14 protein-coding genes, 1 tRNA gene, 1 rRNA gene, 1 other RNA gene and 1 other annotated feature are annotated in these 13387 nt (G+C 39.4%); of the genes, 14 read left to right on the top strand and 3 right to left on the bottom strand.

The annotated features are described in order from the left end of the window. Nucleotides 1-127 precede the first annotated feature (127 nt). A 5S ribosomal RNA gene (gene rrf / locus CS060_RS12925) occupies nucleotides 128-244 on the top strand. Nucleotides 245-264: 20 nt separating this feature from the next. On the opposite strand, the gene CS060_RS12930 is transcribed toward rrf, so the two are convergent. After that, entirely contained in the window at nucleotides 265-963 is a 699-nt protein-coding gene (locus CS060_RS12930; protein ID WP_035049765.1) for a YaaC family protein, read from the bottom strand. A gap of 116 nt (nucleotides 964-1079) precedes the next feature. Here CS060_RS12930 and guaB point away from each other — a divergent pair, with 116 nt between their 5' ends. The 6 genes from guaB (at nucleotide 1080) to CS060_RS12960 (ending at nucleotide 7441) form a co-directional block, all read left to right on the top strand. After that, nucleotides 1080-2546, top strand: coding sequence for an IMP dehydrogenase (gene guaB / locus CS060_RS12935; protein WP_099669032.1), 1467 nt, complete (start codon nucleotides 1080-1082; stop codon nucleotides 2544-2546). Between the two features lie 141 nt (nucleotides 2547-2687). Beyond that, a complete protein-coding gene (locus tag CS060_RS12940; RefSeq protein ID WP_052025637.1) occupies nucleotides 2688-3974 on the top strand; it encodes a D-alanyl-D-alanine carboxypeptidase family protein in 1287 nt (428 codons plus the stop codon). 212 nt (nucleotides 3975-4186) lie between these two features. Next, nucleotides 4187-5071 (top strand): pyridoxal 5'-phosphate synthase lyase subunit PdxS, encoded by an 885-nt coding sequence (pdxS, locus tag CS060_RS12945; protein WP_004888477.1) that lies wholly within the window; start codon nucleotides 4187-4189, stop codon nucleotides 5069-5071. Between the two features lie 18 nt (nucleotides 5072-5089). Next, nucleotides 5090-5668 (top strand): pyridoxal 5'-phosphate synthase glutaminase subunit PdxT, encoded by a 579-nt coding sequence (pdxT, locus tag CS060_RS12950; protein WP_035049760.1) that lies wholly within the window; start codon nucleotides 5090-5092, stop codon nucleotides 5666-5668. Between the two features lie 56 nt (nucleotides 5669-5724). After that, nucleotides 5725-5940: a binding site (T-box leader), on the top strand. A gap of 53 nt (nucleotides 5941-5993) precedes the next feature. Further along, nucleotides 5994-7268, top strand: a complete 1275-nt coding sequence (gene serS / locus CS060_RS12955; protein WP_035049758.1) for a serine--tRNA ligase — start codon at nucleotides 5994-5996, stop codon at nucleotides 7266-7268. Nucleotides 7269-7348: 80 nt separating this feature from the next. Next, a tRNA-Ser gene (locus CS060_RS12960) sits at nucleotides 7349-7441 on the top strand. A 133-nt stretch (nucleotides 7442-7574) separates the two neighbouring features. On the opposite strand, the gene CS060_RS12965 is transcribed toward CS060_RS12960, so the two are convergent. Together CS060_RS12965 and CS060_RS12970 are read right to left on the bottom strand one after the other, a co-directional pair. Further along, a complete protein-coding gene (locus tag CS060_RS12965) occupies nucleotides 7575-8243 on the bottom strand; it encodes a deoxynucleoside kinase (protein WP_035049752.1) in 669 nt (222 codons plus the stop codon). Further along, nucleotides 8240-8878: a deoxynucleoside kinase gene (locus CS060_RS12970; RefSeq protein ID WP_099669033.1), complete on the bottom strand. Its 639-nt coding sequence runs from the start codon at nucleotides 8876-8878 to the stop codon at nucleotides 8240-8242. The genes CS060_RS12965 and CS060_RS12970 overlap by 4 nt, the downstream gene beginning before the upstream one ends. A 138-nt stretch (nucleotides 8879-9016) precedes the next feature. Here CS060_RS12970 and tadA point away from each other — a divergent pair, with 138 nt between their 5' ends. The 7 genes from tadA (at nucleotide 9017) to CS060_RS13005 (ending at nucleotide 13152) form a co-directional block, all read left to right on the top strand. After that, nucleotides 9017-9487 carry a tRNA adenosine(34) deaminase TadA gene (gene tadA, locus CS060_RS12975; RefSeq protein ID WP_035049750.1) on the top strand — a complete coding sequence of 157 codons (471 nt, stop codon included), beginning with the start codon at nucleotides 9017-9019 and terminating at the stop codon, nucleotides 9485-9487. Between the two features lie 89 nt (nucleotides 9488-9576). Then, nucleotides 9577-9841: signal recognition particle sRNA large type (ffs, locus tag CS060_RS12980), an RNA gene on the top strand. Nucleotides 9842-9952: 111 nt separating this feature from the next. Further along, a complete protein-coding gene (dnaX, locus tag CS060_RS12985; protein WP_099669034.1) occupies nucleotides 9953-11632 on the top strand; it encodes a DNA polymerase III subunit gamma/tau in 1680 nt (559 codons plus the stop codon). 16 nt (nucleotides 11633-11648) lie between these two features. Next, a complete protein-coding gene (locus CS060_RS12990) occupies nucleotides 11649-11972 on the top strand; it encodes a YbaB/EbfC family nucleoid-associated protein (protein WP_035045628.1) in 324 nt (107 codons plus the stop codon). 9 nt (nucleotides 11973-11981) lie between these two features. Continuing rightward, complete coding sequence (recR, locus tag CS060_RS12995) at nucleotides 11982-12578, top strand: recombination mediator RecR (RefSeq protein WP_035049749.1); 597 nt, start codon at nucleotides 11982-11984, stop codon at nucleotides 12576-12578. Beyond that, complete coding sequence (locus CS060_RS13000; RefSeq protein ID WP_035049748.1) at nucleotides 12578-12799, top strand: YaaL family protein; 222 nt, start codon at nucleotides 12578-12580, stop codon at nucleotides 12797-12799. Before recR ends, CS060_RS13000 begins: the two co-directional genes overlap by 1 nt. An 86-nt stretch (nucleotides 12800-12885) precedes the next feature. Further along, a complete protein-coding gene (locus CS060_RS13005) occupies nucleotides 12886-13152 on the top strand; it encodes a pro-sigmaK processing inhibitor BofA family protein (RefSeq protein WP_035049747.1) in 267 nt (88 codons plus the stop codon). The last annotated feature ends 235 nt before the right edge of the window (nucleotides 13153-13387 follow it).

Here is a 13387-nt window from a genome sequence, read left to right on the forward strand (position 1 = left end):
GTGGCGACACGTGTAGCTGACGGATACTAATCGATCGAGGACTTAACTAAACACATAAGAAAAGCGAAGGCGACTGTTCAGCTAAGCCCTGTTATCTAGTTTTGAAGGAATTATCCTTTATATATTGCTCGGTGACGATGGCGGAGAGGTCACACCCGTTCCCATCCCGAACACGGAAGTTAAGCTCTCCAGCGCCGATGGTAGTTGGCGGGACACCGCCTGCGAGAGTAGGACGTTGCCGGGCAAAAATAAGACCAAGACGATTTAGTCTTGGTCTTTTTTGTATAATAGATAATCATATAAGTATTTCGGTACTTTTCGTTCAGTTACGTCTAAAAACTGTACGATAAAAGGATATGCGTCATTGGAATAACTGTGGAGAAGATCATACCACCATTCCGTTTCATAACGACAGATCATACTTAAATTGTATAGTAATAAATAATGGGCAATGATTTCATGAATACGCTTGGTTTGTTCATTTGTTTGTTTAAAATATAGATCAAATAAAGGAGCTAGTTCCTCTATCTGCTCTAACAACTGTTTCATACAAAATTTTTCCCCATATGCATGTTTCACATGAAACATTTTTTCAGAAAAATAAGTAAACAAACCGTGTTTTTGAATTTTTACTTCGTCTTTAAAAAAATCATAGTTTTGTTTTTTTCTTTTCCTCGTTGATACTCCATGCGCCAAAACGGTTGAGGATTCTGGATAGTCAGCATGAATAGTTAATAAACATGCTTTAAGAAGTTGGGCGTTCCCATAAAATAACAAAACAGGTTTAATTGATAATGGTGCTTGGTGAGCTGTGTCATAAAATTTTTTTCCGTGTTGTAAGTAGTACATAAATGGATAACAATTATCATAACTTTTCTTTTCTGCATCTTCTCTCCCTTCTTGTTTGTAGCGTTCAAGTAAAAATTGATGTACAAAATTTGATGAGTAAAACACTTCCCACATCGTATACTCTCCTTGGTTAATTGATCGAATTATCTAACATTTTTATGTTTTCTTGACAGAAAAAAGCGAAGTTGATACTCTACTAATTAATATTTCCAAAGTGAGGGGGAAAAACAATGTGGGAAACAAAATTTGCGAAAGAAGGATTAACGTTTGATGACGTTCTCTTAATTCCGGCAAAGTCAGAAGTATTGCCGCGAGATGTCGATCTAACGGTTGAGCTAAGTAAAACGTTAAAATTGAATATCCCAATTATTAGTGCGGGAATGGATACAGTAACAGAGGCGGAAATGGCGATTGCGATGGCGCGACAAGGAGGATTAGGAATTATTCATAAAAACATGTCGATTGAGCAACAAGCGGAACAAGTTGATAAAGTAAAACGTTCAGAAAGCGGAGTAATTACAGATCCATTCTTTTTAACCCCTGAACATCAAGTATATGATGCAGAACATTTAATGAGTAAATATCGTATTTCAGGTGTTCCGATTGTGAACAATGCTGAAGAACAAAAGCTTGTTGGAATTATTACGAATCGTGATTTACGCTTCATTCAAGATTACTCAATGAAAATTTCTGATGTGATGACAAAAGAGAACTTGATTACAGCCCCTGTTGGAACGACGTTAGCAGAAGCTGAAAAAATTTTACAAAAGTATAAAATTGAAAAACTCCCTCTCGTTGACGATCAAGGTGTGTTAAAAGGACTTATTACTATTAAAGATATTGAAAAAGTTATCGAATTTCCAAACGCAGCAAAAGACGACAAAGGACGTCTTCTTGTCGGAGCGGCTGTTGGGGTTACATCAGATACGATGTTGCGCGTGAAAAAGCTTGTGGAAGCAAATGTTGACGTCATTGTCGTTGATACAGCCCACGGTCACTCAAAAGGAGTGCTTGAAACGGTACGGAAAATTCGCGACACTTATCCAACATTAAACATTATCGCGGGAAATGTCGCGACAGCAGAAGCGACAAGGGATCTAATTGAAGCAGGAGCAAATATCATTAAAGTCGGTATCGGTCCAGGATCAATTTGTACGACACGTGTTGTCGCAGGTGTTGGCGTTCCTCAAATTACGGCCATTTATGACTGTGCAACAGAAGCGCGAAAATATGGTGTTTCGATCATTGCTGATGGAGGAATTAAATATTCTGGTGACATTGTAAAAGCTTTAGCAGCTGGAGGACATGCGGTTATGCTTGGTAGTCTACTTGCGGGTGTGTCTGAAAGCCCTGGAGAAACAGAAATTTATCAAGGTAGACGATTTAAAGTATATCGTGGTATGGGATCTGTTGGAGCGATGGAAAAAGGAAGTAAAGATCGTTATTTCCAAGAAGATAATAAAAAATTTGTTCCAGAAGGTATTGAAGGACGGGTACCTTATAAAGGGCCACTTGCCGATACGATTTATCAACTTGTCGGTGGATTGCGTGCAGGAATGGGCTATTGTGGAACGAAAAACTTAGAAGAATTGCGAGAAAAAACTCAATTTGTGCGCATGACGGGAGCAGGATTAAGAGAAAGCCATCCACATGATGTCCAAATTACGAAAGAAGCTCCGAACTACTCGCTCATCTAGTAAACAAATAGACGGAGGTGGAAGATTCCTCTGTCTATTTTTTTTTACAAGAGTATGTTAAAATAACGGTTATGTAAAACAGAGTTGGAGGGTTTGAGCGTGAAAACATCGTATAAGAGCTTCATCATTTCCATTGTAACAATGTTCTTATTTATGGTGACGTTGCCGCAAAATACAAAGGCGGAAGAAGACGTGCTCAATATTGAAGCCGACGCTGCTATTCTTGTTGAAGCGGAAACGGGAAAAATTTTATATCAAAAAAATATTGATGCCGTTTTAGGAATTGCAAGTATGACAAAAATGATGACGGAATACTTGTTGCTAGAAGCGATTCATCAAGGACGAGTCAAATGGGATCAAGAATATACAGTAAGCGAATATGTATATCAAATTTCGCAAAAGCGAGATTTATCGAACGTTCCATTAAGAAAAGACGGAAAATATACGGTACGTGAATTGTATGAGGCGATGGCTATTTACTCAGCGAACGGAGCGACGGTGGCAATTGCAGAAATCGTTGGTGGTTCGGAAACAAATTTCGTAAAGATGATGAATGAAAAAGCGCAAGAGTTAGGATTAAAAGATTATAAGTTTGTCAATGCAACCGGACTAAATAACAAAGATTTAGGCGGATTGCACCCAGCAGGGAGTGGAGATAACGACGAAAACGTGATGTCTGCTCGTGCTGTTGCAACATTAGCATATCATTTATATCACGAGTTCCCAGAAATTTTAGAAACGGCAAGTATTCCTCGAAAGTATTTCCGAGAAGGAACAGATGACCAAATTAAAATGGATAACTGGAATTGGATGCTTCCAGGGCTTGTCGCAGCATATGAAGGTGTAGATGGGATTAAAACGGGATATACAGAGTTTGCAGGGTATTGCTTTACAGGTACAGCAGAGCGAAATGGCATGCGCTTTATTACCGTTGTCATGAATGCAAAAACGAATGGTAAGGGTACGCATTTATCACGTTTTGAACAGACGAGAAAAATGTTAGACTATGCGTTTAGCAACTATACGGTACAACAATTGTATCCAAAAGGCTATACGACGAAAAAACATAAAACGATCACAGTAAAAAAAGGAAAAGAAAAAGAAGTTGCGATTGCAACAAAACAGCCGTTGTCACTTGTCATCAAGCGCGGGGAAGAAAAAAAATATAAGCCTGTTGTTGTCATTGAAAAAGAAATGTTAACAGCTCCTGTGAAAAAAGGTCAAAAAGTCGGATATATGTATGTGAAATATGAAGGAACAGACTACGGCTATTTAACGAAAGAAGGAGAAAAGGCATCACAAGTTGACATTGTAACAAAACAAGCTGTAGAGAAAGCAAATGGCTTTGTTTTAGCGATGCGAGCCATTGGTGAACTGTTTAGCGACATTTGGCACGGTGCTTCAAATGCAATCAAAGGGTTATTTTAAAGCTCTCTTTATGGAGAGCTTTAAAATTTTTATTGTGATTTTTTAAAAAATTGAGTTAAAATAAAAAAATGTAGCTAGTGTTTCTACACTTTTACCTAGTAAAAACGTATGCTAGAATATGGATAGTGTACTGAAGTAATGAATAGTTGTCGTTAAACTTATTTTTCAGTACAATATCACAATAACGATATACATAATGGGAGGAATGAACGGTGGCGGTTACAGGTACAGAACGTGTAAAACGCGGAATGGCGGAAATGCAAAAAGGTGGCGTCATTATGGACGTGGTTAACGCAGAACAAGCAAAAATTGCAGAAGCAGCAGGTGCAGTTGCCGTGATGGCTCTTGAGCGCGTTCCAGCTGATATTCGTGCAGCTGGTGGTGTTGCCCGCATGGCTGACCCGACTGTAATTGAAGAAGTGATGAAAGCCGTATCTATTCCGGTGATGGCGAAGGCGCGTATTGGTCACTATGTGGAAGCACGCGTATTAGAGGCACTCGGTGTAGACTACATTGATGAGAGTGAAGTATTAACGCCAGCAGACGAAGAGTTTCATATCGATAAACGTCAATTCACTGTGCCGTTTGTATGTGGTTGCCGTGATTTAGGTGAAGCAGCTCGTCGTATTGCTGAAGGTGCCTCTATGCTTCGTACGAAAGGTGAGCCGGGCACGGGCAATATTGTTGAAGCTGTTCGCCATATGCGTAAAGTAAACGCGCAAGTGCGTAAAGTCGTCAGCATGAGCGAAGACGAATTAATGACAGAAGCGAAAAATTTAGGTGCTCCGTTTGAAGTATTATTAGAAATCAAACGTCTTGGTCGTCTTCCTGTCGTTAACTTTGCAGCAGGTGGTGTCGCGACACCAGCCGATGCAGCGTTGATGATGCATTTAGGTGCTGATGGTGTATTTGTTGGTTCAGGTATTTTCAAATCAGAAAACCCTGAAAAATATGCACGTGCCATCGTAGAGGCTACAACTCATTACGAGGATTACGAATTAATTGCTCACTTATCGAAAGGATTAGGTGGAGCGATGAAAGGGATCGATATTTCTTCGTTGCTTCCTGAACAACGGATGCAAGAACGCGGATGGTAATATAAAGGAGCAATGAACATGACGAAAATAGGGGTACTCGGATTGCAAGGAGCCGTACGTGAACACGTACGTTCAATTGAAGCGTGTGGTGCCGAAGCGGTAGTTATTAAAAAGGTGGAGCAACTAGCGCATATTGATGGCCTTATTATTCCAGGCGGAGAAAGTACGACGATGCGTCGTTTAATGGACAAATACGGGTTTATTGAACCGCTGAAGCAATTCGCGCGTGAAGGAAAGCCAATGTTTGGAACGTGTGCAGGCTTAATCATTTTAGCAAAAAAAATTGTTGGTTATGATGAGCCGCACCTCGGTTTAATGGATATTACGGTTGAACGCAACTCGTTTGGTCGTCAACGTGAAAGTTTTGAAGCATCTTTAACAATTAAAGGTGTTGCAGACGATTTTATTGGTGTATTTATTCGAGCTCCGCACATTGTTTCCGTAGGAGACGACGTTGATGTGCTTGCGACATATGAGGACCGTATTGTCGCGGCAAGACAAGGAAAATTTTTAGGATGTTCGTTTCACCCAGAATTAACAGACGACCATCGTATGACGCAATACTTTATCAATATGGTGAAAGAGACAAAAGAATAAACGGGTTGCATTTTGTTTAAACTTATAGTACATTATTTCCAAGAAAATGATATGAAGAAAAAGCGATGACAGGAACTAGTAGCAAGCCCTCTTCCTTTCAGAGAGCCGATGGTCGGTGCAAATCGGTAGGAATGACTTGTGAATCCATCCTGGAGTGAAATGCTGAACGCGTTAAGTCAGTATGCATTTCCGGTGAGAACCGTTATATCTCTCGAGTGGGAGACGTATGTCTTCAACTAGGGTGGCAACGCGGGAGTACTCTCGTCCCTTTCTTTCGGGACGGGAGTTTTTTATTTCACCAATCAAAATAAAAGGAGGCATATTGATGTTAGACTTAAAATTTCTACGTACCCATTTTGAAGATGTAAAACAAAAGCTTCAACATCGTGGTGAGGATTTAGCAGATTTCGAACGATTCGAGCAGCTCGATCGTCGTCGTCGGGAACTAATTGCACAAGCGGAGGAATTAAAAAATAAGCGAAACGATGTGTCGCAACAAATTGCTTTATTAAAGCGTGAAAAAAAAGACGCGGATCATCTCATTGCTGAAATGCGCCAAGTTGGCGATCGGATTAAAGTACTTGATGATGAATTGCGTGAAGTAGAACAACAGCTTGAAACATTGCTTTTATCCATTCCAAACATTCCACATGAATCTGTTCCCATTGGTGAATCAGAAGACGATAATGTAGAAATTCGTAAATGGGGTGAACCGCGTTCATTTTCCTTTGAACCGAAACCACATTGGGAAATTGCTGATCAACTTGGGATTTTAGATTTTGAAAGAGCAGCAAAGGTGACAGGAAGTCGATTTGTATTTTATAAAGGACTTGGGGCACGTTTAGAACGTGCGTTAATTAACTTTATGTTAGATGTGCATGTTGAACAACACGGATATGAAGAAGTTCTTCCACCATACATCGTTAATCGAGCAAGCATGACGGGAACGGGGCAGCTTCCAAAATTTGAAGAAGATGCGTTTCGTATCGAAAGCGAAGATTACTTTTTAATTCCAACAGCCGAAGTTCCTGTAACAAACTTACATCGTGATGAAATTTTATCAGTAGATGATTTACCAATTAAATACGCTGCTTATAGTGCATGTTTTCGTTCGGAAGCTGGTTCGGCAGGAAGAGACACGCGCGGATTAATTCGTCAACATCAGTTCAATAAAGTAGAACTTGTTAAATTTGTAAAACCAGAAGATTCTTATGAAGAGCTCGAAAAGCTAACAAATGATGCAGAACGTATTTTACAACTACTAGGTTTGCCATATCGTGTGATGAGCATGTGTACAGCTGATTTAGGTTTTACTGCAGCAAAAAAATATGACATTGAAGTATGGTTGCCAAGCTATGGCACATACCGAGAAATTTCTTCTTGCAGCAATTTTGAAGCGTTTCAAGCTCGTCGTGCAAATATTCGTTTCCGCCGTGATCCAAAGGCGAAGCCAGAACATGTGCATACGTTAAATGGATCTGGTTTAGCGATTGGACGAACAGTAGCAGCAATTTTGGAGAATTACCAACAAGAAGATGGAACGGTCGTCATTCCAGAAGTACTTCGACCGTACATGGGAGGAAAAGAAGTGATTTCATAAGGGGAGAACTTGCTCCCCTTTTTTATATAAAAAATATTGACATGCGATGATGAATATGATAAATTAATACATGTCGATACGGAGGAGTACCCAAGTCTGGCTGAAGGGGTCGGTCTTGAAAACCGAGAGGCGTCGAAAGGCGCGCGGGGGTTCGAATCCCTCCTCCTCCGCCATCATTTAGATGTTTGCAAACCACAGCGCATAAAATGGAGATTGTTTATTGAAATAATTCGTTACAATATGTAACGAATTTTTGTTTTATATAACAATACAATAAAAAGTAAAGGATGCCCGAACTAGGCATCCTTATTTTTTTAACGTACGATATTGTTCGATCATATATCCAATTTTTTCAACAATCGGTTCGATTGATTGAGCATCACGAATAATATCATATTCATTGATGTTAATACGCAAAACAGGACAAGCGTTAAAGCTATTAATCCATCTTTCATATCTTTCATACATCTCTTTCCAATATTCAATCGGTGTTTGTTGCTCCATCGGACGACCGCGTTCGCGAATACGTTTAATAATTTCCTCAAAACTCCCTTCTAAATAAATAAGTAAATCAGGATGAGGAAAATATGGTGTCATAACCATTGCTTCAAATAAACTTGTATACGTTTCATAGTCGACTTTCGACATCGTACCTTTTTCATAATGCATTTTTGCAAAAATGCCTGTATCTTCATAAATGGAACGATCTTGGACAAATCCTCCCCCGTATTCGAAAATACGTTTTTGTTCTTTAAACCGTTCTGCAAGAAAATAAATTTGAAGATGAAAACTCCAACGTTTAAAGTCGGCATAAAATTTATCTAAATACGGGTTTGTCTCTACTTTTTCAAAAGAAGTGCGAAATTGAAGTGCATCAGCTAACGCTTTTGTCATCGTTGATTTTCCTACACCGACCGTTCCAGCAATGGTGATGACAGCATCGCTCGGAATATGATATTTTTCTCGTAAGTTCATTGTCCTAAGCTCCTTTTGAGAACAGATTGCAGTTCATTTAAAATATAAAATCGATCTTTGTCACGATGAACGAAGTCAAGTTCATCTCCGTTAAATCGCAATACAGGAATGTGGGGATGGGTTTGTTCAAATTGTTCCATTGCTTGTTCATAAGCATGAGATAGTTGTTGTAAATAGTTCGGGTCAATGTTTTTTTCGAATTCGCGACCACGCATAGCAATACGCTCTAATAATGTGTGTAATGAAGCGTGCAAATAAATGACGACGTTTGGTGTTGGCATGTCATTTGTTAAAATGTCATAAATTTGCACATACTTTTCGTACTGCTTTCCTTTTAAAGTTTGCTTAGCAAAGATTAGGTTTTTGAAAATATGGTAGTCAGCTACAACCGGTTTCCCATTGTTTAAAAAATTTTTTTCGACATCTTCTAGCTGTTTATAGCGATTACATAGAAAAAACATCTCCGTTTGAAAACTCCATTCTTCGATGTTTTCATAAAATTTACCTAAAAAAGGATTTTCATCAACGATTTCTTTTAACAGTTCATATTGAAAGTGGGTTGAGATGACCTTGGCTAATGATGTTTTTCCAACACCAATTGGGCCTTCCACAGTAATAAAGGGCACGCGGGACATTGTGTAACCTCCTTTAGGTGAAACCGTCTGTGCAGACAGACAAAATTTATTTTAACATAAAATGATTAGTCTGTATGTTGATTTTTTCGTTTGCTATACTTTATATAAATGAATAAAAAAGCACGGGAGTTTCAAAAGATGAAAAATGATGAGTACTACATGTATTTAGCGATTGAAGAAGCCAAAAAGGCAGAGGAAATCGGGGAAGTGCCCATTGGAGCCATTATTGTACATCGTGATGAAGTCATTGCGCGAGCACACAATTTACGAGAGCGAGATCAACGCTCGATTGCTCATGCGGAGCTTTTAGCTATTGATGAAGCATGTAAAAAACTAGGAACGTGGCGACTAGAACAAACAACGTTGTATGTGACGTTAGAACCTTGTGCCATGTGCGCTGGAGCCATCGTTCTTTCTCGTATTGAACGAGTCGTGTTTGGGGCGAGTGACCCAAAAGGAGGGTGTGCTGGAACATTAATGAATTTATTGCAAGAGAAGCGATTTAATCATCAAGCAGAAGTCGTTAGCGGGGTATTAGCTGAACAATGTGGCGACTTATTGAGTCAGTTTTTTCGACGTTTGCGTCAGCAAAAAAAAGAGAAAAAATAGATGTAATTCCAATTAAATTCCATTGGGTAGTCATTGCAATTTATATAAAAAAGAGATATACTTATACTTGCGTTAGAGATAACGCATTGCCGTGCTAAGCGGGGAGGTAGCGGTGCCCTGTACTCGCAATCCGCTCTAGCGAGGCTGAATTCCTTCTTTAGGCTAGTTTGCTGTAGAGTCTGCCTAGAGTAAGTGGTGTTGACGTTTGGGTCCTGCGCAATGGGAATCCGTGAACCCTGTCAGGTCCGGAAGGAAGCAGCAGTAAGCGGACAATCCCATGTGCCGCAGGGGTGCCTGAACTGAGCTAACTACTCTAGTAACGTTTATGGCAGCTAGTCGACGGAAGGTGCACGGCAACAACTTACATAGGTGAGATACAAGCGCTTGCTCAAACGGCAAGTGCTTTTTTCATGCGTTTTTTAATGATATAATAAATGGGATATGAGCAAAGAGGAGGGCAGTTTCGTGAGTTATAAAGCTTTATATCGTGTTTTTCGACCGCAAAGCTTTAAAGACGTCGTTGGTCAAGAACACGTCACAAAAACGTTGCAAAATGCCCTGCTTCAACAAAAGATTTCACATGCATATTTATTTTCAGGTCCACGTGGGACAGGAAAAACAAGTATAGCTAAAATTTTTGCTAAAGCGGTAAACTGCGAGCATCGTCCAACAGCAGAGCCATGCAACGAATGTCCGACTTGTTTAGGCATTATGAACGGTTCGATTTCGGATGTGTTAGAGATTGACGCAGCATCAAATAATGGAGTAGATGAAATTCGTGATATTCGCGATAAGGTGAAATTTGCTCCAACCTCAGCACTGTATAAAGTGTATATTATTGACGAAGTGCATATGTTATCCATTGGTGCGTTTAATGCATTATTAAAGACATTAGAGGAACCACCGAAACATGTCATTTTTATTTTAGCGACAACAGAGCCTCACAAAATTCCGTTAACGATCGTTTCTCGATGCCAACGTTTTGACTTTCGGCGTATTGAGCTCAAGTCGATTGTTTCGCGTTTAAAAACGGTTGTTGCAGAAGAGGAGATAGATGTAGAAGAAGAAGCATTGTTTGCGATTGCACGTGCTGCCGATGGTGGAATGCGTGACGCGTTAAGCTTGCTTGATCAAGCCATTTCTTTTAGTGATGATCGGGTGTTGCTTGAAGATGTGTTAGCGGTTACAGGTGCTGTTTCGCAGCGGAAAATTGCAGATTTAATTGGGGTGATATATGAAAAAAAGACGGTCGAGGCGTTACGTCTCTTTCAAGATTTAATGGAGCAAGGGAAAGATCCGAATCGTCTTGTCGAGGATTTAATTTACTATTATCGAGATATGCTTTTATATAAAGCAGCGCCACAGCTCGAGGATGTGACGCATCGCGTACTTGTTGATGAGCGCTTTCGAGAGCTTTCTGACATGATTCCAACAGCATTTATATATGAGGCAATCGATTTATTAAGTAAAAGTCAACATGACATGCGTCTAACGAATCACCCGCGCGTTCATATGGAAGTTGCAATCGTGAAACTTTGTTATGAAGAGGAGCGTGCCACTATATCTTCGTCTTCCTTAGCGTTAGAGGAGAAGGTGAAACAACTTGAACAACAATTAGTGAAACTAAAAGAAATGGGTGTGAAGCCTCCTGCTTCGGAAGTCAGTGAACCGGTGAAAAAAACAGTAAAAAATATTCGCACAGACTATAAAATACCGATAGGACGCATTCATGAAGTGCTTCGCCAAGCAACACATCAACATTTATCTCTTGTTAAAGGTAATTGGGGACATGTGCTCGAGCTGTTGAAAAAGCAAAATAAAGTGTCACATGCAGCATTATTACAAGAAAGTGAGCCTGTAGCAGCAAGTAGTACAGCTTTTGTGTTAAAATTTAAATATGAAATCCATTGTAAAATGGTCGCTGACAATAGCAACTATGTCAAAGATAATTTAGAGCAAGTATTATTCGAGCTAACAGGGAAAAAACTCGATACGATCCCTGTTCCTGAAAGTGAATGGTTTCAAATTCGCGAGCAGTTCATTCGTCAACAAACAAATGAGGACGAACAACATGAACAGGAAGACCCATTTATTTCGGAAGCGAAAAAATGGTTTGGTGAACATTTAATCGAAATTAAAGAGTAATGGAGGAATGATGAACATGATGCGTGGAATGGGAAATATGCAAAAAATGATGAAACAAATGCAAAAAATGCAAAAAGATATGGAGAAAGCGCAAGCAGAATTAGCGGAAAAAACAGTTGAAGGAACAGCAGGAGGAGGAATGGTCACTGTTGTTGCGAATGGTCATAAACAAATTTTAGAAGTAAAAATTAAAGAAGAAGTCGTTGATCCAGAAGATATCGACATGTTACAAGATTTAGTGCTTGCAGCGACAAATGATGCGTTAAAAAAGGTAGATGAGTTAACAGCAGAAACAATGGGGCAGTTTACAAAAGGATTGAACATACCAGGATTATTCTAGGGGGTTCGTATGTATTATCCGGAGCCGATATCGAAGTTAATCGACAGTTTTATGAAATTGCCAGGCATCGGACCGAAAACGGCCGTCCGTCTGGCGTTTTTTGTGCTAAACATGAAGGAAGATGTAGTACTGGATTTCGCAAAAGCGCTCGTAAATGCAAAAAGGAATTTGACATATTGCTCATCGTGTGGTCATATTACGGATAGGGATCCTTGTTATATTTGTGAAGACGACAAACGTGATCGCTCTATCATTTGTGTCGTTCAAGATCCGAAAGACGTTATTGCTATGGAAAAAATGAAGGAATATAATGGATTGTACCATGTGTTACATGGAGCCATTTCTCCTATGGAAGGAATTGGTCCGGAAGATATTAAAATTGCTGAGTTGCTTAGACGTCTTCAAGATGAAACTGTTCAAGAAGTGATTTTAGCCACGAATCCAAATATTGAAGGAGAAGCAACCGCTATGTATATTTCACGTTTGTTGAAGCCAACAGGTGTTAAAATTACGCGCATCGCTCATGGATTACCAGTTGGCGGGGACTTAGAATATGCCGATGAAGTGACGTTATCTAAAGCGCTTGAAGGAAGAAGGGAATTGTAGTGCTTTGGAAGAAAAAAGGATGGTTACGCAAACAATTTAACGATCAGTTTATTGAACGTTTGCAAAGTTATCGTGATGATTGGATGGAAAAAAAACAATTAATAGAAAAAAGTGTTGAGCCATCCGAAAAAGTCATCTTCGATTTAAAAATTGCTGAAGCAAAATATTTATTTCTCCTTCGAGAAGCAAAAAAAAGGAAAGTAAAAATCGGGAAGGGATGATGCCCTTCCCTTTTTACGTGAGCTTGTCATATAGAAAAGAGGTGAACATATATTTAAAAATAAAACAGACAGGAGGAGAGGAAAGGATGAATGAAACAGTCGTCATTGTGTCGATCGTTAGCCTCATTGTTATTATTTTGCTCATTGGTATTCCGATACGTTTGACTCGATTCATAGGAGAAGGGATTGCTCGTCTGGTCATAGGGGCTTTATTCATTTTTTTAATTAATGTTGTTGGCGATGTATCAGGTATCCATTTGCCGATTAATTTGTTTACAGTAACAGTTACCGGGTTTTTAGGTATTCCTGGTGCTGTAGCACTTATTTTCATTCAACAATATGTCATTTCATAAACGGACATATCCGTTTATTTTTTTGTTGACGAATATATACATTCGTGATAAATTAATAAATGTCGTTGTTGATAATAAAAAGATGTTGACAAGCGATTGTTTTTATAGTATCATAATTGATGTCTTTGTTGTTCTTTGAAAACTGAACAAAACAGCAGCGTAAAAGCTAGAGATATGAACTTTCTATGGAGAGTTTGATCCTGGCTCAGGACGAACGCTGGCGGCGTGCCTAATA

Source organism: Anoxybacillus flavithermus (genome assembly GCF_002742685.1).
In the GTDB taxonomy this organism is placed as follows: domain Bacteria; phylum Bacillota; class Bacilli; order Bacillales; family Anoxybacillaceae; genus Anoxybacillus; species Anoxybacillus flavithermus_E.

Excerpts from the sequence above, each read along its gene's own strand:
- tadA (WP_035049750.1), top strand. The coding sequence starts at position 9,017 with ATGAAAAATGATGAGTACTACATGTATTTAGCGATTGAAGAAGCCAAA.
- serS (WP_035049758.1), top strand. The coding sequence starts at position 5,994 with ATGTTAGACTTAAAATTTCTACGTACCCATTTTGAAGATGTAAAACAA.
- CS060_RS13005 (WP_035049747.1), top strand. The coding sequence starts at position 12,886 with ATGAATGAAACAGTCGTCATTGTGTCGATCGTTAGCCTCATTGTTATT.
- CS060_RS12940 (WP_052025637.1), top strand. The coding sequence starts at position 2,688 with ATGTTCTTATTTATGGTGACGTTGCCGCAAAATACAAAGGCGGAAGAA.
- CS060_RS12970 (WP_099669033.1), bottom strand. The coding sequence starts at position 8,878 with ATGTCCCGCGTGCCCTTTATTACTGTGGAAGGCCCAATTGGTGTTGGA.
- guaB (WP_099669032.1), top strand. The coding sequence starts at position 1,080 with ATGTGGGAAACAAAATTTGCGAAAGAAGGATTAACGTTTGATGACGTT.
- recR (WP_035049749.1), top strand. The coding sequence starts at position 11,982 with ATGTATTATCCGGAGCCGATATCGAAGTTAATCGACAGTTTTATGAAA.
- CS060_RS12965 (WP_035049752.1), bottom strand. The coding sequence starts at position 8,243 with ATGAACTTACGAGAAAAATATCATATTCCGAGCGATGCTGTCATCACC.
- pdxT (WP_035049760.1), top strand. The coding sequence starts at position 5,090 with ATGACGAAAATAGGGGTACTCGGATTGCAAGGAGCCGTACGTGAACAC.
- CS060_RS12930 (WP_035049765.1), bottom strand. The coding sequence starts at position 963 with ATGTGGGAAGTGTTTTACTCATCAAATTTTGTACATCAATTTTTACTT.
- CS060_RS12990 (WP_035045628.1), top strand. The coding sequence starts at position 11,649 with ATGATGCGTGGAATGGGAAATATGCAAAAAATGATGAAACAAATGCAA.